15 protein-coding genes are annotated in these 20,211 nt (G+C 70.3%); 8 read left to right on the top strand and 7 right to left on the bottom strand.

All coding sequences use genetic code 11. From position 1 onward, the window contains the following. Positions 1-70: 70 nt before the first annotated feature. Positions 71-1,072: a PDR/VanB family oxidoreductase gene (locus ACFE7H_RS09825; RefSeq protein WP_375401056.1), complete on the bottom strand. Its 1,002-nt coding sequence runs from the start codon at positions 1,070-1,072 to the stop codon at positions 71-73. A 50-nt stretch (positions 1,073-1,122) separates the two neighbouring features. Next, positions 1,123-2,376: a cytochrome P450 gene (locus ACFE7H_RS09820; protein WP_375401055.1), complete on the bottom strand. Its 1,254-nt coding sequence runs from the start codon at positions 2,374-2,376 to the stop codon at positions 1,123-1,125. Positions 2,377-2,544: 168 nt separating this feature from the next. Here ACFE7H_RS09820 and ACFE7H_RS09815 point away from each other — a divergent pair, with 168 nt between their 5' ends. From ACFE7H_RS09815 to ACFE7H_RS09805, 3 genes are read left to right on the top strand one after another with little or no spacing between them, the layout of a single operon-like run. Then, positions 2,545-2,931: a sterol carrier family protein gene (locus tag ACFE7H_RS09815; protein WP_375401054.1), complete on the top strand. Its 387-nt coding sequence runs from the start codon at positions 2,545-2,547 to the stop codon at positions 2,929-2,931. Next, positions 2,928-3,296, top strand: a complete 369-nt coding sequence (locus ACFE7H_RS09810; RefSeq protein ID WP_375401053.1) for a hypothetical protein — start codon at positions 2,928-2,930, stop codon at positions 3,294-3,296. The genes ACFE7H_RS09815 and ACFE7H_RS09810 overlap by 4 nt, the downstream gene beginning before the upstream one ends. After that, positions 3,293-4,177: an oxidoreductase gene (locus ACFE7H_RS09805; RefSeq protein ID WP_375401052.1), complete on the top strand. Its 885-nt coding sequence runs from the start codon at positions 3,293-3,295 to the stop codon at positions 4,175-4,177. The genes ACFE7H_RS09810 and ACFE7H_RS09805 overlap by 4 nt, the downstream gene beginning before the upstream one ends. A 61-nt stretch (positions 4,178-4,238) precedes the next feature. Here ACFE7H_RS09805 and ACFE7H_RS09800 read toward each other — a convergent pair whose 3' ends face one another. Both ACFE7H_RS09800 and purF read right to left on the bottom strand, forming a co-directional pair. After that, positions 4,239-5,366 carry a GAF domain-containing protein gene (locus ACFE7H_RS09800; RefSeq protein WP_375401051.1) on the bottom strand — a complete coding sequence of 376 codons (1,128 nt, stop codon included), beginning with the start codon at positions 5,364-5,366 and terminating at the stop codon, positions 4,239-4,241. Between the two features lie 121 nt (positions 5,367-5,487). Further along, positions 5,488-6,957 carry an amidophosphoribosyltransferase gene (gene purF / locus ACFE7H_RS09795; protein WP_375401050.1) on the bottom strand — a complete coding sequence of 490 codons (1,470 nt, stop codon included), beginning with the start codon at positions 6,955-6,957 and terminating at the stop codon, positions 5,488-5,490. An 87-nt stretch (positions 6,958-7,044) separates the two neighbouring features. Here purF and purM point away from each other — a divergent pair, with 87 nt between their 5' ends. Next, complete coding sequence (purM, locus tag ACFE7H_RS09790; protein ID WP_375401049.1) at positions 7,045-8,166, top strand: phosphoribosylformylglycinamidine cyclo-ligase; 1,122 nt, start codon at positions 7,045-7,047, stop codon at positions 8,164-8,166. Positions 8,167-8,927: 761 nt separating this feature from the next. Then, positions 8,928-9,587 carry a hypothetical protein gene (locus tag ACFE7H_RS09785; RefSeq protein WP_375401048.1) on the top strand — a complete coding sequence of 220 codons (660 nt, stop codon included), beginning with the start codon at positions 8,928-8,930 and terminating at the stop codon, positions 9,585-9,587. Between the two features lie 121 nt (positions 9,588-9,708). Here ACFE7H_RS09785 and ACFE7H_RS09780 read toward each other — a convergent pair whose 3' ends face one another. Then, a complete protein-coding gene (locus tag ACFE7H_RS09780) occupies positions 9,709-9,879 on the bottom strand; it encodes a DUF3073 domain-containing protein (RefSeq protein ID WP_375401047.1) in 171 nt (56 codons plus the stop codon). A gap of 182 nt (positions 9,880-10,061) precedes the next feature. On the opposite strand from ACFE7H_RS09780, the gene ACFE7H_RS09775 reads away from it, so the two are divergent. Further along, positions 10,062-11,255, top strand: a complete 1,194-nt coding sequence (locus tag ACFE7H_RS09775) for an FAD-dependent oxidoreductase (protein ID WP_375401046.1) — start codon at positions 10,062-10,064, stop codon at positions 11,253-11,255. A 683-nt stretch (positions 11,256-11,938) separates the two neighbouring features. Here ACFE7H_RS09775 and ACFE7H_RS09770 read toward each other — a convergent pair. Continuing rightward, on the bottom strand, positions 11,939-12,814 hold the full coding sequence (locus tag ACFE7H_RS09770) for an oxidoreductase (RefSeq protein ID WP_375401045.1): 876 nt from the start codon (positions 12,812-12,814) through the stop codon (positions 11,939-11,941). 224 nt (positions 12,815-13,038) lie between these two features. After that, on the bottom strand, positions 13,039-15,207 hold the full coding sequence (locus tag ACFE7H_RS09765; RefSeq protein ID WP_375401044.1) for an APC family permease: 2,169 nt from the start codon (positions 15,205-15,207) through the stop codon (positions 13,039-13,041). Positions 15,208-15,455: 248 nt separating this feature from the next. Here ACFE7H_RS09765 and ACFE7H_RS09760 point away from each other — a divergent pair, with 248 nt between their 5' ends. Continuing rightward, complete coding sequence (locus ACFE7H_RS09760; protein ID WP_375401043.1) at positions 15,456-18,728, top strand: efflux RND transporter permease subunit; 3,273 nt, start codon at positions 15,456-15,458, stop codon at positions 18,726-18,728. 170 nt (positions 18,729-18,898) lie between these two features. Further along, positions 18,899-20,211 (top strand): DEAD/DEAH box helicase (locus ACFE7H_RS09755; protein WP_375401042.1); only part of this gene is annotated, 1,313 nt, incomplete at its 3' end.

The raw sequence follows: 20,211 nt of genomic DNA, 5'->3' as shown, positions 1-20,211 counted from the left end.
GCTGGCGGCTGGCGGCTGGCGGCGCGAGCCATACCTGGGCTCAGGGCGGCGCCTCGACCGACGGCGACGCTCAGAGGTCGAGCAGAAGTCGCCGCCCGGCACAGCGCGAGATGCACACCATCATGGTCTCGTTCGCCGCTCGCTCCTCAGGAGTGAGTACCGAGTCGCGATGCTGGGGAGTGCCTTCCAGCACGGTCGTCTCACACGTGCCGCAGATGCCGGCCCGGCAGGAGGACAGCACGAAGATCCCGTTGTCCTCCAGGGTCTGCAGGATCGACTTCTCCGGCGGAACCGTCAACGTCCGGCCGCTTGCTGCGAGCTCGACCTCGAACGCCTCGTCGTGGGCGGTGGGGTCCGCTGTTCGCGGCGTGAACCGCTCCACCTGAAGCGATCCGGCAGGCCACGAGCTGCACTTCTGCTCGACGGCGTCAAGCAAGGAGTCCGGTCCGCAGCAGTACACCAGGCAGTCTTCGACGGGAGAGCCGAGGAGTTCGTCCAGATCGAGCCTGCCCATCTCGTCCGAAGGAACACAACGGACACGATCGCCGTACTGCGCGAGCTCGGCGCGGAGAGCCATCGTCGACAGCGAACGGCCGACGTACGCGAGGCTCCAGTTCGCTCCGATCGCTGCAACCCGATCGATCATCGGCTTCAGCGGCGTGATGCCGATTCCGCCCGCGATGAAGAGGTACTGATCGGCGTCCTGCAAAGCGAAATTGTTGCGCGGTCCACGTACTTCCACGCGCGAGCCCACCTGCAGCGACTCGTGGATGTATTCCGAGCCGCCGCGACCCCGGGAAGGCGACTCACGCAGAACGGCGATCTGCCATGTCGATGCGTCGTCCGGGTCACCGCAGAGCGAGTACTGACGGGTGATCTCGGGAGTGAGGACGACGTCGATGTGCGCACCGGGCGACCACGTCGGCAGGGGCTCGTCGTCGATCCCGCGCAGGGTCAGGACCACCACGGCGTCACCATCCGCACGCTTGCTCGCGATCACCAATTGCATGGTCGCCTCACCGAGAGGCGCGACCGCGGCTCGCTCACGCACCGGGTCGTCGACCATGGTCATGAGGCCACCTCCGCGCAGAACGTGCCCATGGCGCTACGGCAGGCGGAGCATCATCGGTTGGTTTCGTCCAGGATCACGTGCAACTGCGCGGGACCGTGGAACGGCCAGCCGGTGGAGACGGCGGGCTTATGTGGATCCAGCGCGATGTGCGGGAACGCGCTGAACAACTCCTCCAGCGCCACGCGGGCGATCTGCGGCGAGATGGCGCTGCCGAGGCAGCTGTGCCGACCCTCGCCGAACGCGAGGTGCGCGTGGCTGGCACGGTCGATGTCGTACCGGTCGGGATGCTCGAATTCGGTGCTGTCATGGTTCGCAGAGCCGTAGACCAGCCGCACAACGTCGCCCTTCTTGAGCGGCACCCCGTGATACACCAGGTCGCGCTTTGCGCTGCGCGTCGGCCCGCCGTACAGCGGTGCCGTCCAGCGGAGCCCCTCGGCGATCGCTCTCGGCAGCAGGGTGCGATCCGCGATCGTGCGCTGGAGCTGCTCCGGAGCGGTGGTGAGACCGAGGAACGTGTTCCCCAGGGCGTGCCCCGGCTCCTGCAACCCGCCGAACAGCACCACGAGCATCGAGGGGAGGATGTAGTCGATCGACCACCGGACGCCGTCCGCGGTCTCCGCGTTCAGCCATCGGGCGACGACGCTGTCCGGTTCGTCGGGGTCGTCCTTCGACCTGAGCTCGAGGTACGACCGGATCTCCTCGCGGGTCTGGTCGGCCGCGTCGAAGCCGGCCGGGTTCGCGAACGAGCCGTCTTCGTTCGTCGCGGTGTTGATCGCCCCGGTCTTGATCGAGTGGAACCACCGTCGAAGCGTGTCGGTCGGCACGTCGAAGAAGCCGTAGGAATCGGCGACGCACCGGACACTGATCGGCTCGAAGTAGTCCGCCATCAGTTCGGCACGTTCTTGATCGCGGAGCTTCTGGATCAGCGCCTTCGCGGTCGGCCGCATACGCGACTCGATCTGACTGCGAATCGCTCGCGCACTGACGGGGGTGCCGAGGGCACGTCGAAGGTGGGCGTGCACCTCACCCTCGCTGTTGATGATCGCGGGGTGGCGGTACACGCGCTCGTGCCACGGGATGGCCAAGCTCTCGAAGTTCTCGGGGTCGTTGGCGATCTCGTGGCAGACGGCCCAGCTCGTCGCGAGATACGCAGCAGCAGCGGGCACCCATGCCAGCGGTGCTTGCTCACGAAGACGAGCGACGATCTCCTGCGGATGCATCAACTGCTCCGGCGTCACCTGCTCGACCCAGGAGAGATCCGGATCCTGCAGCGCCTGAGCGCCATTCGCGGTGGTGCCGATCATCCGATTCTCCAATCGCGACATTGCGTCAGAACAGCCATTCCTTCAGAAAGAACGGCCAGACGCGGCATTGTAACCCGTTCAGGTCACACGAGTACCGCGAGGTCGGCGACGAGGGCGCAGGCGACCGCCGCACGCGGTGCCCGCGGTTGCGGCGGCTACCGTGGCGGGATGGCGCGCGCACGCATCCCCGCGGAGCGGGGTGACCCCGCCGTCGTCGCGGCCCTAGCTGGAGACGTCGAGCGTTCCGTGCTCGCGAATGCGGTGCGCTACCTGCTGCAGCGTCTGGCGGAGCGGTCGGAGGGCAACACTGTCGAGGTGCGCGTGCCCCCGTTCGGCGCCGTGCAGTGCATCCGGGGGCCGCGCCACACGCGGGGCACGCCGCCGAACGTCGTCGAGATGGACGCGCCCACCTGGCTGGCGCTCGCCACCGGCGCCACCCCCTGGGCAGACGCCGTCGCGGCCGGGCGGATCAGCGCCTCCGGCACCCGGGCGGATCTCAGCGGGCACCTTCCTGTGTGGCACGGTTCGCTCGGGCACGCACCGGTGCCCGGTTGAGCGACCCGCGGCCGACTGCCGAGCGGCAGGTGCGCATCCGCCGCGGGCCCAAGGTCATCCGGTTCGTGGCGGTCGGCGCGGGGCTCGGCGCCATTGCGGCCTTCATCGACGTGCAGGTGACGCCCAAGGACGCGAACTACTCCACCGCGCAGGCGCTCGGCTTCATCGCCCTGGTGCTCGTGCCGATCGGCGCCGCCCTCGGCGCCGCGCTCGCGGTGCTGCTGGACCGCATCTCGATCCGCCGGTCCCGCATCGTGACCGCCGAGCGGATCCGCGCCCGGGCGACGCCGCACGCGGCGGAGGCGAAGCCGCAGACCGGTCCGGCCGGGCCTGCTCAGGATGGTGGGGTAGACCGGATCCCATGACCGCCGCCGCACCGCAGATCCCGTCCCAGGCCGGCCGCACCGTGGTCGTCACCGGCGCCAACAGCGGAATCGGGTTCGAGGCCGCTCGCACCCTTGCCGAGGCCGGCGCCCACGTCGTGCTGGCCTGCCGCAACCTGCAGCGCGCCGAGGAGGCGGCGCAGCGCATCCACGGCAGCACCGAGGTGCGGCAGCTGGACACCAGCTCGCTCGAGTCGGTCCGCACGTTCGCCGAGGCGACCACCGGTCCCATCGACGTGCTCATCAACAACGCGGGCATCATGGCGGTCGACGAGGCCAGGTCGCCCGAGGGGTTCGAGTTGCAACTCGCCACCAACTACCTGGGTGCGTTCGCGCTGACCGCCCGGCTGCTCGACCGCATCACCGACCGGGTGGTCATGCTGTCGAGCGTCGCGCACCGCATCGGCCGCATCGCGCTCGAGGATCTGCAGTGGCGGCAGCGGCCGTACTCCCGCTGGGGCGCCTACGGGCAGTCGAAGCTCGCCGACCTCATGTTCGCGTACGAGTTGCAGCACCGCCTCGTCGTTGCGGGCTCGAGCGTCCGTTCGGTGGCGGCCCATCCCGGGGTCTCCAGCACCAACCTCACCACGGGCATGCACATGCCGGCGCCCGTCGAGGCGGTCTCGACCTTCCTGATCAACGGCTTCGGGCAGCCGCCCGCGCAGGGAGCGCTGCCGACGGTGTACGCGGCGACGGTCTCGGATCTGCCCGGAGGCTCATTCATCGGCCCGAGCGGAGCCGGCGAGTTGCGGGGCGCGCCCGTGCCGGTCGGCTCAAGCCGTCGATCCCAGAACCGAGACATCCAGCGGCTTCTCGTCGCCGAGTCCGAACGGCTCACCGGGGTGGAGTTGCGCGTCGCCTGAGCGCAGCACGGACCGGACGCTAGTGACCCGACGATGAGTCCGACCGACTCCCCGCCCGGTTTCAGGCGGGCTGGCCTTCGAGGGCTCGGGCGTGGATCAGTTGCTGCAGCGTCGTCGCGATGTCGCGCAGTATCGCCAGATCGAACTCGCTCGCGTCATGCGGCACGAAGTCGTAGACGCAGAGCGCGCCGATCCGATACCCGTCGGCCGACTCGATCGGGACCCCGGCATAGAACCGCACCGGGTCGTCGCCCTGCACATTCGGGTTCGCGTTGACATTGGGGTCGGACGGAGCATCTCGCACCACGAACGGGTCCGCGCGCTGGATCGTGATGTTGCAGAACGCATCCTCGCGCGGGCCCTCGCCGCTCTGACCGTCCGCGGAGGCGGCATGCCACTCCCGTCCGCCGTCGATCACGTTCAGGAATGCATTCGGAGTGCCGAACGCCCTGCGAGCCCGGTCCAACAGGACTTGGACGAGCCCGTCGTCCTCGAGGTCGAGGATGCCGGAGGCCTCGACGGCGCGCTGCCGCGCCGCCTCATCGTCGGCCGAGTCGCGGAACCGCCACGCCCCACCCCGATCGGCCATGTGTTCCGCAAGGCGGGTGGCGAGAGCCGACGCCAACGCGGTCGGTCGCCCCTGTTCCGACTCCGCGGGCCCGTCGATCACAGTCAAGGCGGCGCCGGAGCGGACGATCTCGTCGCGGTACTCCTCGATGAACTGGCGGGCCCGTGCGCGGCGGGTGTCACCGTCGGACCCGGCCATGGACAGCACCACGACCTCGGTGTCCGCGTGCGTTGCGACGAGCACGGTGTTCAAGGCCGCACGGATCCAGCGCCGTCTCCGCGAGGGCAGCAGTCGTGATGGCGGGGCGAAGGCGAGCACCACGGCGTCGTACCGCCCGAGCCGCAGTGCGTCCGCGCCGCCGGCGACGGCGCGGGGGTTCCACTCCGGTCCCGTGAACAGATCCGCGTCCAGCCCGCGCTGTGTGCGCGGCGTCAGCAGATCGGCGACGAGGCCGGGTAACGCGCTCTCCGAACTGCCGGTCCCGACTCCGAGCACCGGGTCGTCGCCGATGAACGCCACCCGATGGGCGCGCGAACCGAAGCGGTGCAGCGTCGCAGCATGCCCCGTCGTGCTCCTCAATAGGTCCACGTCATTCCCCCGATTGATGGACGTGGTGAGCATGGTAGGGAGCATCCGACCCGATAGGGGCGGCAACTCGCCGATCCGGCGCCCCCAATTCGAGTGCGAATCGGTGACCCGATCGCCACAGTCCTATCGGGTCGTCAACCGGCCTATCGAGTCGTCAACTGGCCTGGTTCGCCTCGACCCAGGCCAGATACTCCTCTGTGACGGTCCCGGTGACGTACTCGCCGGTGAAGCAGCTCATCTCCAGCTCGGTCACCTGCGAACCCTCAAGGATCGCGTCCCGCATGTCGTCGACCTCTTGATAGATCAGGTAGTCGGCGCCGATCTCGTTCGCCACCTCGGGGATCTTGCGGCCGTGCGCGACCAGCTCGTCGCGGGTGGGCATGTTGATGCCGTACACGTGTGCGTACCGCACCGGGGGAGCGGCGGAGGCGAACGTGACCTTATTGGCCCCGGCCGTGCGGGCCATCTCGACGATCTCGCGGCTGGTGGTGCCCCGCACGATGGAGTCGTCGACGATCAGCACGTTCTTGCCCCGGAACTCGGTGCCGAGCGCGTTCAGCTTCTGTCGCACGCTCTTCTTGCGCACCGCCTGCCCCGGCATGATGAAGGTGCGGCCCACGTAGCGGTTCTTGTAGAACCCCTCCCGATAGGTGATGCCCAGCCGCTGCGCCAGTTGCATCGCCGAGGGGCGGGACGAGTCGGGGATGGGCATCACCACGTCGATGTCGCCGAGCGGCGTGTATCGGGCGACGGTGTCGGCCAGCCGGTCACCGAGCCGCAACCGCGCGTCGTAGACGGAGATGCCGGACATGACCGAGTCCGGCCGGGCCAGGTACACATACTCGAACGAGCATGGAACCAGGCGGGGGTTCTCGGCGCACTGCCGCAGATGCATCTCACCGGACTGGGTGATGTACACCGCCTCGCCGGGGGCGACGTCGCGCACCATCTCGTAGTCGCTGCGCTCGAACACGAGCGACTCGCTGGCGACCATCCACTCGTCCCGCGTGCCGCCGTCGTGGGTGCGCGAGGTGCGCCGCCCCAGGGTCAGCGGCCGGATGCCCAGCGGGTCGCGGAACGCCAGCAGTCCGTGCCCGGCGATCAGTGCGATGGCCGCATACGACCCCTCCACCCGCTCGTGCACCCGGGAGACGGCGGCGAACACCTGGTCCGCGTCCAGTTGCAGGCCGCCGATGCGCGACTGCAGCTCGTTGGCGAGTACGTTCACGAGCAGTTCGGTGTCGGAGTCGGAGTTCAGGTGCCGCCGGTCCACGTGGAACAGGTCGGCGGTCAGCTCCCGCACGTTGGTCAGGTTGCCGTTGTGCACCAGTGTGATGCCGTAGGGCGCATTGACGTAGAAGGGCTGCGCCTCCTGCTCGCGGGCCGCGGAGCCGCGCGTCGCGTAGCGCACGTGCCCCAGGCCGACGGTGCCGAGCAGGCCGCGCATATCCCGGGTGCGGTATGCCTCGCGCACCTGGCCGCGGGCCTTCACGATGTGGAACGAGCCGCCGTCGTCGGTGGCCATGCCGGTGGAGTCCTGGCCACGGTGCTGCAGCAGCAGCAGGCTGTCGTACAGCAGCTGGGCTGCGGGTTCGGCGGCGACGATCCCGACGATCCCGCACATGCCGTGTCCCTTGCCCTACCCTCGAAGCGCCGGCTCAGTCTGTCATGGCCCCGGGTCAGGGATTGTCGGCGAGCGAGGGGCGGGCTGATGGACCGGGCGGCGATCCACGACCCCTACACGGCCGCCGGAGTCGACACCGCGGCCGGCGACCGAGCGGTGGAGCTGATGAAGGCGTCCGTCGCGGCGACGCAGGGATCGCAGGTGCTGGGCGGCATCGGCGGATTCGCCGGCCTGTGGGACGCGTCCGCCTTGAAGGCCTACCGCCGGCCGGTGCTCGCCAGCTCCACCGACGGGGTCGGCACCAAGGTCGCCATCGCGCAGGCGATCGACAAGCACGACACGATCGGGCACGACCTGGTCGGCATGGTCGTGGACGACATCGTCGTGGTCGGCGCGACGCCCCTGTTCCTCACCGACTACATCGCGTGCGGCAGCGTGGTGCCCGAGCGCATCGCCGAGATCGTCGCCGGTATCGCCGACGGGTGCCGCCGCACCGGCACCGCCCTGATCGGCGGCGAGACGGCGGAGCACCCCGACCTGCTCGCACCCGACGAGTACGACCTGGCCGGCGCCGCGGTCGGCGCGGTCGAGGCGGACGCGCTGCTCGGGGCCGCCCGGGTGCGTGACGGCGACGCCGTGCTGGCGATCGCCTCCTCCGGCCTGCACGCCAACGGCTTCTCGCTGGTGCGCCGCATCGTGCGCGACGCGGGGCTGCGCTACACCGACCGCATCGACGAGTTCGCGGCGCCGCTCGGCGAGGTGCTGCTGGAACCGACGCGCCTCTACACCGCGCCGCTGCTGCGGCTGCTGGCCTCGCCATCGGGGCCAGACGTGCACGCGCTCAGCCATGTCACGGGCGGCGGCATCGCCGCCAACCTCGCGCGAGTGCTGCCGGCGGGCTCCTGGGTGGAGGTGGAGCGCGGCTCCTGGACGCCGCCCGACGTCTTCGCCGTGCTGGCGGACCGCGGCGGACTGACGCTGACGGACGTGGAGGGCGCCTGGAACCTGGGCGTCGGCATGCTCGCGGTGCTTGATCCAGCGGCGATCGCGCCGACCCAGGCGCTGTTGCAGGAGGCCGGCATGGACTCCTGGGTCGTCGGCCAGGTCTCGACCGGCCAGCGACCGGTGGCCGCCTTCGAGCAGCACGCGAAGGGCGCCGCCGGCGGCGCGGTCCGCCTCACGGGCACCTGGGGCGACCCGCACCGCTGAGCCCTGCCATCTGACGCCCCCAGTTCTGGAGACATTGCTGCCTGAGTTGCTCCGGGCAGACCCTGGAGTCAGTACGGTCTCGCCACCGGGAAGAAAACGGATCGCTGACCGGCTGCTCACAAGCTCGGGTAGCCGGAAGGGTGGCACGTGCGTCGTCCACTCCGCGTTGACATCCCTGGCGCGCTGGTTGCAGCCCTGGCAGCGGCAGTGCACCCGCCGACGTCTGCAGCGATGGCGAGCATGGCCGGTCCTTGTCCGCGGGCGATGGAGCGCCTTCGGGAAGCAGGGATCCCGTACGAGGTGCATCTGCCGGTGACTGGCTGATGAGATCATTTCAAGACCTCACTGCCGAACAAGCGGCGGCGTATAGCGCGTATGTAGATCGTATTCACTCACAGCGGCTCAATGAGTTGGCGCAGGCGATGGTTGACGGTGGAGTGGATCTGACTCAGATGAATGCCTCAGAACAGAGTCTTGTCACGCTGTGGATATGGGCGTTGAAGTGTGTGGACCAAGACTACGCCTCCCTGGCTCAGGATGCCATTGCTTCGCCTGCTGTAGCTCTCAATGGAGGCTTCACCGGAGAAGTGCTCGATTCAACCTTGGGTCGGGAGACACGACTGCGTCAGTATCTGAGCGAGTTGCTTGAGCATTACGTATTTGAGGTAGTGCGGAGATTCGTGCCATCGGCAAGGTGGGCGCCGGAGCCTAGGGTCAAACGGGGTCCGAGGTCGAGTGACGAGAATGAGCCTTTCATTGAGGTGGCGAAGCAGGACCAGCGGAGGATCATGGGGCTCTTCGTTCTCTCGTTGAAGCAGGCTGCGGCGGGGCATGAGGGGGCGCGACTTCCTGGGGAGATGGTGCGGTTGACTCGACGGGTGGTGTTGCGTGACCTGCCGATCGCGGGGGCGGGGCCGTCGGTGTTGGCGCCGCTGCTGGGTCGCAGCTTCGAGGCGATTCTTCCGCCGGACCTGTCGGGTGGGGGCGAGCCGGCCGCGCCGCCGCCACCGCGGCGGACTCCGCTGCCGACGAATTCGGTCGCGCAGCAGGCGAGTGAGTTCAACTTGGCGCTCGGCATGGTCACGGTGGATGACGTCGACGACGCGGCATCGCTGGATGTCGAGGCGATCACGAAGGCGTTGAACGAGTTCGGGTTCGTGACTGATGACGAGAAACCGATCACCCGTCGCGACCTGGTCCGGTCCGGTGACTTCCTCTCGATCGAGGGCACCGTGCTGGCCAGCCCATCCGTCCATCGCAAGCGTCTGATCTCGGTGGGGTTCGAGATTGTGACGGGCGACTACGACGAACGTGAGGCGGCATTCGCGAAGATCGCGGGCATCGCCCGTGCGGTTGGCGGGACGCTGGCCCTGGACGACAGCACCGTGGTCCCGCTGACCGGCGAGGGCTTCCAGCTCTGACCCGATCGCCGCAATAGGTCGTATGGACCCACCGATCCCGCATCTGCGCAGACTCGGGTCATCTGCGCCTGCGCGCGCATGAACACGTGGCTGCCGATCCGGGCAGGTGGATCGGCACGGATCAGCGGCGAGAGTCTTCCCCGGCGAAGTCGTCCTCGGACCAGCCCGAGTGCTCGCCCTCGGGGTGCGTGGAGAGTTCGCGTTCCAGATCGGTGTAGTTGGTGTTCGGGCTGAAGTACTTCAGGTCGCGTGCGACCTTGGTGTGCTTCGCCTTCTGACGGCCCCGCCCCATGCGCGACCCCCTCTATCTTCGTCGGCCGGCTGTGTTCATCGACCGGCGGCTTCGGCGTCCGGCGCCGCCGTTAGGGATGAGCGGGCCGCGAACCGGGCTGAAAACGTGGGGGCCACTGTATCACGCAGGTTCTGCGGCAGGATGGGGCTCTGGCGCAGCACGAGCACCGTGAGGGGGCACCGATGGGTCTGCCGAGCCGTGCCGATGTCGTGGTCATCGGCGCGGGGCAGGCCGGGCTGTCCGTCGCCTACTACCTGCAGCGGCTCGGGGTGCGGCCCGGCACCGATCTGCTCGTGCTGGATCGCGGTCCGCGGTCGGGTGGGGCGTGGCAGCACCGCTGGGACGCGCTGCGACTCGGCTCCGCCCACCGGGTACATGACCTGCCGGGCATGCGTCGGCTCGGGCTCAGCTTCGAGACCGCCGACCGCGCCCGGGCCGCCGGCGACGTGGTGGCCGAGTATTACGAGCGGTACGAGCAGTTCTACGGGCTGGACGTGCGGCGTCCGGTCACCGTCAGCGCCGTGTACGACCGCGAGGCCGATCTGGTGGTGCGCACGCAGGCCGAGGAACTGACCGCGCGCATCGTCGTGAACGCCACCGGCACCTGGGGCGCGCCGTTCGTGCCCTACTACCCGGGCATCGATCGGTTCGAGGGGCGCCAGGTGCACACCGCCACCTATGTGTCCGCCGCCCAGTTCGCCGGCCAGCACGTGCTGGTCATCGGCGGCGGCACCTCCGCGATCGGTTTCCTGCTCGAGCTGGAGGGCGTCGCCGCTCGCACGTTGTGGGTCACCCGGCGCCCCGTCGACTACCTGCCGCAGGGCGAGCTGGGGCCGGAGGCGGCCATCTCGGCGGTCGCCGACCAGGACGCGGCCGCCCGCCAGGGGCGCGCCCTACCCAGCATCGTGAGCGGCACCGGCGTGCCGAAGACCCGGCGCATCGCGGCGGCGATGGAGCGCGGCGTCCTGGATGCGGTCCCACCCTTCGCTCGCCTGGAGCAGCACGAGGCCGTCTGGGCCAACGGGCACCGCGAGCGCGTCGACGCGATCATCTGGGCCACCGGCTTCCGCCCTGACATCCGGCATCTCAGTCCGCTGCGGCTGCACGAGAAGGCCGGCGGAGTGACGGTGTCGACCGGAGCGGCCGCGCGGGATCCGCGCATCTTCTTCGCCGGGTACGGGCCGACCGCCAGCACCATCGGAGCGAACCGTGCGGGCCGCACACTCGCCCGCCAGATCTTCGCTGCGCTGGGCGGCTCCGGAGCGATCGGGCCCGAGCCGACCGGCGCCGAGCCGACCGGCGCGACGGCCGTCACCGCGCCCGAGCAGCCGGATCACGTCGCCGACCTGGTGGCGCGGTTCTTCACCGACGCCTGAGCGACGCCTGAGCGACGCGCTCCTGCTTGCGGACACGAGAGAGCGCCGCGGGCCCGGCTGGGGGAGCCGGGCGCCGGCGGCGCTCGTACCTCGTCAGCGTCGGTGCTGAGCGGGTGACCGGTCGGATTGGGGGATCAGGTGACCGGGTCTTACTGATGATGGGCGGCCGGCCGGGGGGTGCCGGGCTGCGCATCTCGGAGCGGGTACTCCGTCTTGGGTGGTGGGGGCCACCGGAAACGACGCTAGCAGACGCGAGGACAGAACGACCTGTCTGTCCTCACCAGTCGCGACCCCATTTGTAGGGTGTCGTCCCTTCGAGAGGCCCGTCGAACCTGCCACCGCACACACGAAAGCGCCGCGCGGCCGGTTCGGGATCGGCTGCTGCGGCGCTCTCATGGTCATCAGTGGGGGCTGACGACCGGTGTGTTCGGGTGGGGGGTTCCGGGTGGGGGGTCCGGGTGGGGGGTCCGGGTGGGGCGGGGTGGTGACGATTCGGGTGAGTGGAGGGCGGGTGTGGTGCGGGTGCTGCTCGACGAGTGGGGGCCCGTCAGCGGTGGGGAACCGCCTGACATGACTGTAGCAAGTCGGAGGACAGACAGGTCTGTTTGTCCTCATTTCTTCCCGCCCCAGTTCGAGGGAAACCCGACTGGGGGCCGACTCGGAATGCCGAATCTGGGGTCGACTCAGTGGACCGCCGCAGCGGCGATGCCCTCGAGCCGGCCGACCGCGTCCGCCGGCAGGTGCAGGTCGACTGCAGCGAGGTTCTCGGCCAGGTGCGCGGGGGAGGAGGTGCCGGGGATCAGCAGCACGGCCGGGCTGCGCTGAAGCAGCCAGGCCAGCGCCACCTGCAGCGGTGTCGCACCCAGGTCGGCGGCGACCGCGTCCAGTTCGCCGGACTGCAGCGGGGTGAAGCCGCCCAGTGGGAAGAACGGGACGAAGGCGATCTCCTCGTCTGCGCACAGATCGAGCAGTGCGTCGTCATCTCGGTGCGCGACGTTGTAGAAGTTCTGCACGCAGACGATCGGGGCGATCGATCGGGCCTCGGCGACCTGCTCCACGGTGACATTGCTGACGCCCAGATGGCGGATCAGGCCCTGCTCACGCAGCTCGGCGAGCACCTCGAACGGCTGCGCGATGGAGCCGCGCCGGGGGCCGTTCTGACCGCCGACCCGCAGGTTGACCACGTCCAGCACATCGAGCCCCAGGTGCTCCAGGTTCTCGTGAACCGCCAGGCGCAGATCGTCGGCGCCGAGCGCTGCGGGCCAGCCCTTGTCCGGGGTGCGCCGCGCCCCCACCTTGGTGACGATGTGCAGGCCGTCCGGATACGGATGCAGGGCCTCGCGGATCAGCTCGTTCGTGCTGGCCGGGCCGTAGAAGTCGCTCGTGTCGATGTGGGTGATGCCCGCCTCGACCACGTTCCGCAGCACCTGCACCGCCGCGTCGTGGTCTTTCGGCGGTCCGTAGACGCCCGGACCCGCCAGCTGCATCGCGCCGTAGCCCATCCGCGTCAGCGTCAGGCCGTCGGCCGGAGTCAGGGTGCCACCAAGCGCAGTCGTCATACCCGTAAGTGAACGCCATGGACCCGGGAGCGCGCCCAGCCGGGCCTCAGAAGTCCGCCGCCTGCAGACTGAGGAATTCAGGAGAAATCGAGGAATGAAGGAGCGACACGCCGGTGTGCGGCGTCCGGACCTTCGGGATCACCTGAATTCCTCGGCGCCCATTCCTCGGCGCCTATTCACGGCGCGCGGACTCCTCGGCGCGGACTCCTCGGCGCGGGAGCGGGTCAGGAGTGCGGGGCGCCCTGTCCCGCGGGGACGGTGCGGGGCGAGTCGCCGGCCGTCTGGCCGACCTCGTCATTGTTCGGTCGCCCGCTCCAGGGCTCCGACACCGGCTCCCCCGCGACCGCCGGTTCGGAGTGCGCGAGCCGGGCAGGCAGCAGGGGCCGGCGATCGACGATGCGCGGCGGACGCACGGGCTCGCCGCGCCGCTCCTGGCCGGGGATCGGCCGCGAGCGGCGGCCGTAGACCACCTGGGAGGAGTCGAGCAGCCACGGCACGAGCGCCAGCGTGACACCGTGCACCAGCATCAGCTTCTGCCGGATGCGCCGGGCCTTGTGGTTGTGCAGGATCGTCTCCCACCAGTGCCCGACCACGTAGATGGGCGTGTACACCGTCACGACCTCGGAGCCGTTGCGCTCGCGATGAGCGCGGATGTACTTGATGAGCGGCACCCCGATGTCGCGATACGGCGAGGGCAGGACGATGAGCGGCACGGCGATGTTCATCTGCGTCCATTCCGCCTCCAGCCGCTTGGTCGCGGCCTCGTCGACGGACACGTGCACGGCCTCGATGGAGTCGTGCCGCGCCGCGATGGCGTAGTCCAGCGCCTTCAGCACGGGCTTCTGCATGCGGCCGACCAGCACCATCGCGTGGTCGCCGCGGGAGCCGAACGTGGTGTGGGGATCGACCTCGATCTCCTTCTCCACGTCGCGGTAGTAGCGGTTCACGCCCAGCATCACGAACCACAGGATCGGCATGATCACGAAGACCAGCCAGGCGCCGTGCGTGAACTTGGTGATCGTGACGATCACGAGCACCGTCGCGGTGAGCGAGGCGCCGACCAGGTTGGTGGCCAGGCTGCGCAGGATCGACCGGCGGCCGGGCGCCTGCTCGTGTAGCAGCCGGATCCAGTGCCGCACCATGCCGGTCTGGCCGAGTGTGAACGAGATGAACACGCCGATGATGTAGAGCTGGATCAGATTGGTGACGCTGGCTCGGTAGATGAGCAGCAGCAGGCCGGCGACCAGCGCCAGCAGGATGACGCCGTTGCTGAAGATCAGGCGGTCGCCCCGGGTGGACAGGGACTTGGGTGCATAGCCGTCGCGGGCGAGCACCGAGCCGAGCAGCGGGAAGCCGTTGAACGCCGTGTTGGCCGCCAGCAGCAGCACCAGCGCGGTCGTCGCCTGCACGATGTAGAAGGGGATGGAGGTGCTGCCGAACACGGCACCCGCGACCTGCGCCATCAGGCTGCGCTGCGGCTCCGTCTTGCACCCCGTGAACCCGATCAGGGAGCAGGGGTTCTCCGCATAGTGCACGCGGGTGATCAGCGCCATGCTCAGCAGGCCGACGAAGAGCACGATCGCGATCGCACCCATCGCGACGAGCGTCTTCTGCGCGTTCCGCACCTTGGGACGCCGGAAGGCGGGCACGCCGTTCGCGATCGCCTCCACGCCGGTCAGGGCGCTGCAGCCGCTGGAGAACGCCCGAAGCAGCAGCAGCACCAGAGCCGCCTGGGCGACCTGGTCGCCGTGCACGGAGTACTTTGCGGACTCCGCGACCGGCACGCTGCCGAGCGCGGTCCTCGTGAGACCGACGACGATCATCACGAACACGCTCGTGATGAACAGGTAGGTCGGCAGCGCGAACGCCTTGCTCGACTCCCGCACCCCGCGCAGGTTCACGGCGGCCAGCAGCGCGACGATGACGAGCGCCATCTCCACCCGGATGCCGGCCAGCTGGGGCACCGCGGAGATGATGTTGTCCACGCCGCTCGCGACCGACACGGACACCGTCAGGATGTAGTCGACGAGCAGGGCGGAGGCGACGACCAGGGCCGGCTTCTCGCCCAGGTTGCGCTGCGCGACCTCGTAGTCGCCGCCGCCGGACGGATACGCCTTGATCAGCTGCCGGTACGACAGCACCACGACCACGAGCAGCAGTACGACAACCGCCGCCACCCAGGGGGCGAACGCCAGGAACGACAGGCCGCCGAGCGTCAGGATCAGCAGCAGCTCCTGCGGCGCGTAGGCGACGGAGGAGAGCGGGTCGCTCGCGAAGATGGGCAGCGCGAGGTGCTTGGGCAGCAGCTGGTCGTCGAGCTTGTCGCTCGACAGCTTCTCGCCGAGGATCAGGCGCTTGACCGAGCGCTCCTCGTCCTCGGGCGCCGAAGTCACGGGGCACGAGCGTACCCGCGGCCCAACGGCTGTCAATCCCCGCGAACAGCGGGTCCCGCCGGCGTTCCCGGCGCGACTCCGTGGTGCCGGCGAGGCGTCTGGGCTCGCGCGGTAGCTGTTGCTTCACCCGGTAGGCGTGCATACCGCGTGAGGCCACGCACACCGCGCGACGTGGGTGTGTGAGTGGTCGTGGGAGGGGGACGAGGGGGTCGCACGGGCATGTCGCCGGGCGACCGCATACTCGGATCGTGCACCTGCTCGCGGCGTTCAGTCTGCGCAACCGCGCCCTCATTGCGCTGGTCACGGTCGTGGCGGCGTTCTTCGGGGTGCTGGCCGCCGGGGCGCTCAAAGAGGAACTGATCCCCAACATCCAGCTGCCGCAGTTGGCGATCGTCTCCACCTACACCGGGGCGGCGCCGGCCGTGGTCAGCGAGCGGGTCAGCGCGCCGATCGAGCAGGCGGTGCGCGGTATCCAGGGGCTGAACGACACCTCCTCCACCTCCACGACCGGCAACTCGACGGTGACTGCCGAGTTCCAGTACGGCACGAATCTGGACGCGGCCGAGCAGAAGATCGGCTCCGCTATCAACCGCATCCGAGCGACGCTGCCGGACGGCGTCGACCCGCAGGTCATCTCGGGCAGCCTGGCGGACTTCCCGGTGCTGAACATCGCCGTCACCGGCGATCGCGGCACCGATGAGATCGCCACCTCCGTGCGGCAGTCCGTGCTCGACGAGCTGCAGAAGCTGAAGGGGGTGCGGGCCGCCTCGCTGAACGGGGCTCCCGGTCAGCGGGTCTCGATCACGCCCAAGTCGGGCACGCTGACCGACCACGGGCTGCAGGACACCGTGATCGACTCCACGCTGAAGTCGAGTGGCGTGCTGGTGCCTGCGGGATCGATCACGGACGGGTCCAGCACCCGCTCCATCCAGGTCGGCACCGAGACGGGGTCGGTCGCGGACCTGCGCGACCTGCCCCTGGCCGGAGTCACGCCGGCGCAGTGGAACGGCACGACCGTGCCGACGATCGGCGACGTCGCCGCGGTCCGCCTGGTGGACGACCCCGTGACCAGCGTCTCGCTGGTCAACGGCAAGCCCGCGCTGACGATCTCGGTCACCAAGCTGCCGGCCGCGAACACGGTGGACGTCTCGCGGGTGGTGCGCGCCGCGCTGCCGGATCTGAAGGCCGTGCTCGGAGCCGGTGGCGCCTACACGGTCGTGTTCGACCAGGCGCCGTTCATCGAGCAGTCGATCGACTCGCTGTTCGAGGAGGGGCTGCTGGGCCTGCTCTTCGCGGTGGTCGTCATCCTGCTGTTCCTGCTGTCGGTGCGGGCGACCCTGGTCACGGTCATCAGCATCCCGGCGTCGGTGCTGATCACCCTGATCGGCATGCAGGCGGTGGGGTATTCGCTGAACATCTTGACCCTGGGCGCGATCACGATCGCGGTGGGCCGGGTGGTGGACGACTCCATCGTCGTCACCGAGAACATCGCGCGGCACTTCAGGGACGACCCTCGGGGCGTCCCTGAAAATAGGCACAGTCGGGACGACCCTCGGGGCGTCGCGGCGCACAGGCACAGCGCGGACGACCCGCGGGCCGAGACGCATGCCGGTGATGGCATGGGCGACGGACGGGTGACTCCGGAGCAGCGGCGGGCTTCGGTGTTCGCCGCGGTACGCGAGGTGGCCGGCGCCGTCACCGCGTCCACGGTCACGACGGTCGCGGTGTTCCTGCCCATCGCGTTCGTGGCCGACGTCGCGGGCGAGCTGTTCCGGCCGTTCGCGCTGACGGTGTCGATCGCCCTGGCCGCGTCGCTGATCGTGTCGTTGACGATCGTGCCGGTGCTCGCGTATTGGTTCCTGCGGCCCGCCAAGCAGCATCCGAGGCGCCGAGAGACCGCCCAGCGTGAGCCGCTGCTGGTCCGCGCGTATCGACCGATCCTGCGGGGCACGCTGCGGGCGCCGGTGATCACGATCCTCGTGGCGCTCCTCGTCTTCGGCGGATCGGTCGCGCTGGCCACCCGGTTGCAGACGAACTACCTGGGCTCCAGCGGCCAGAACACCCTGACCGCCAGCGAGACGCTGCCGGACGGCACGAGTCTCGACGCACAGACCGTCAAGGCGCGGGCGGTGGACGCCGCGCTCCGTCGGGTCGACGGCGTGCAGACCGTGCAGGCCTCCATCGGGACCAGCGGCAGCGCCCTGCGCGACGCGTTCGACGCGGGGTCGGGCACGGTGATCACCTACTCCGTCACCACCGATCCCGCCGCCGACCAGGACGCGGTGCAGCGCCGGGTTCGCTCGGCGGCCCGAGCGGTCCCCGGCGTGGGCCGGCTGGACGTTGCGGCGTCGCAGGGCCTGGGCAGCAACTCCGACATCCAGGTGGACGTGACGGCGCCGACGGCAAGCGCACTCACGACGGCGACCACCCGCGTGCTGCACGCGGTGGACGGCCTGGCCTCGGTCAGTCAGGCCACCAGCAGCCTGACGGCGGCCCAGCCGTATGTGGCGGTCGACATCGACGGGGCGAAGGCGGCGAAGGCGGGCTTCAGCGAGGTGGCCCTGGCTCAGCTCGTCGCCCGGGCATCGCAGCCCACGGACATCGGCTCCATCACGGTCGACGAGCAGAGCCTGACGGTGTATCTGACCCCGTCGTCGCACCCCACGACGCGGGCTGCGCTCGCGGCGCTGAAGGTGCGCACGCCGACCGGGACGGTGCGGCTCGACTCAATTGCGACCGTTCGGATCGCGACGCAGGCGTCGGCGATCACCAGCACCGACGCCAGGCGCACCGCCTCGGTCAGCGCGACGCCCGCCACCGCCAACACGGGTGCCGCGAGTGCCGCGGTGCAGCGGGCTGTCGACGCGGTCGCGTTGCCTGCGGGGACCACGGCGACCGTCGGCGGCGTGACCGCCGACCAGGCCGCCGCGTTCCAGCAACTGCTGCTCGCCCTGCTCGCGGCGATCCTGATCGTCTACACGGTGATGGTGGCGACGTTCCGCAGCCTGCGGCAGCCCCTGCTGCTGCTCGTCTCGGTTCCCTTCGCCGCGACGGGCGCGGTGCTGCTGCAACTGGCGTCCGGCATCCCGCTCGGCGTCGCATCCCTGATCGGCCTGCTGATGCTCGTCGGCATCGTGGTGACCAACGCGATTGTGCTGATCGACCTGGTCAACCAGTACCGGGCGCGCGGCGGCACCGTGCGCGATGCGGTGACCGCCGGGGCCAGCCGGCGACTGCGGCCCATCCTGATGACGGCTCTCGCCACGATCCTGGCCCTCGTCCCGACGGCGGCGGGGTTGATCGGGACGAGCTCGTTCATCTCGCAGCCGCTCGCGCTCATCGTGATCGGCGGCCTGCTCTCCTCCACCGTGCTCACCCTGATCGTGCTGCCGACCCTCTACTTCCTGGTCGAGGGCCGGCGGGAGTGGTGGGCGGCGCTCCGAGGCAGGGCGGCTGCGCGGCGGGACCGGCGGCTCGCCCGCAGGCAGGGCGAGCGTGCGGTGGAGGCCCGACCCGCCTGACCGCCGCGGTCGGCTATGGTGGAGGGTCGGCTCAGGACCGCTTCGTGGTGTCCTGCGGGCCGGAAGCGACCGCTCATCATGCGGTCGCCGATCATCCAGTCCGCGCCGCTGCGACCGTTCATGCGGTCGTTCCTCGTGCGCGTGCGCAACGAAGGAACGACGTCACCGCCATGCCCCTGCACGCCCGCAACAACAAGACCACCACTGGAGCCAAGCGCCGCTGGAGCGCGGACGACCGCGCCAAGCGCACCGAGCCCGGCCGCCGCGGCCTGGATGCTGCTCCCTCGCGTGCCGAGCGCCGCGCGGACCGCTTCGGCGCGCCCCGTCCCGATGCGCCTGAGCGCACCTCGCCCGCCCGAGGCCGCGACGGCGGCCAGGACCGCCGGCAGGACTGGTACCCCGGCCCGCGCACGAACCCCAGGCGCGACGAGGCGCAGGGCCGCTCGACCCGGCCCTGGGAGCGGAACGCGCCGGCCGAGCGCGCCCGCGACGAGCGGCCCCGCCGCGACGACCGCCCGGCGCGTGACGACCGCCCGGCGCGCGACGACCGCCCGGCGCGCGACGACCGTCCCGCTCGCGACTTCCGGCCCGCTCGCGACCACCGTCCCGACCGTGACGCTCGCCCCAGTCGGGACGACCGCTACCAGCGCGACGACCGTCCTGCGGCCCGCTCTCAGCGCGACGACCGTCCCGCGCGCGACGACCGTCCGTCGTACTCCGGTCGTCCCGCCCGCGACGACCGCCCGGCCGCCCGGTACCAGCGGGACTCCCGGCCCAGCCGCGACGACCGGCCCAGCCGCGACGACCGGCCCCGCACCGACCGCGCACCGCGTCGCTCCGCCGAGGCGGGACAGCCGCGCCAGCGGCCATCGTTCGACGACCGCGACGCCCGCCGCTTGGCCGACGACCGGCCCGCCCGGCGCGCGCAGGCCGAATACGGCACGCGCTTCGACCGCTCCCGGTCGCGAGCCTCCGACCGCGATGCCGCGCCTCGCCGTGACGACCGTGCGCCGCGCCGCGACGACCGCAGCCCGCGGCGCGAGCACGCGCCGTCGCGCAGCGACTGGCGCGAGCCGCAGGCCGCCGCGGCCTGGACGCCCACGGAAGACGTGGTGCTGGACCGCATCGAGGCCGAGACGGTCACGGCCGACGATGTCGCCGAGACCACCTTCGCCCAACTGGGCCTGGGCGAGCAGATCACCCGCACCCTGGCCGAACTGGGCGCGGAGCGTCCCTTCCCCATCCAGTCGGCGACCATCCCCGATGCGCTTGCCGGCCGCAATGTCCTGGGCCGCGGCCGCACCGGCTCCGGTAAGACCATCGCATTCGGGGCCGCCATGGTGGAGCGCCTGATGCGCAACTGGCACGAGTCGGGGCGCTCCGGCTCCGGCCGGCAGATGGGCCGCCCGCCGCGCGCGCTGATCCTGGCGCCGACGCGCGAGCTGGCGCTGCAGATCGACCGCACCGTGCAGCCGATCGCCCG

This window comes from uncultured Amnibacterium sp. (genome assembly GCF_964250715.1).
Taxonomy (GTDB): Bacteria; Actinomycetota; Actinomycetes; order Actinomycetales; family Microbacteriaceae; genus Amnibacterium.
Note: the sequence above shows the minus strand (reverse complement) of the source record. Positions and strands in the feature narration are given on the sequence as shown.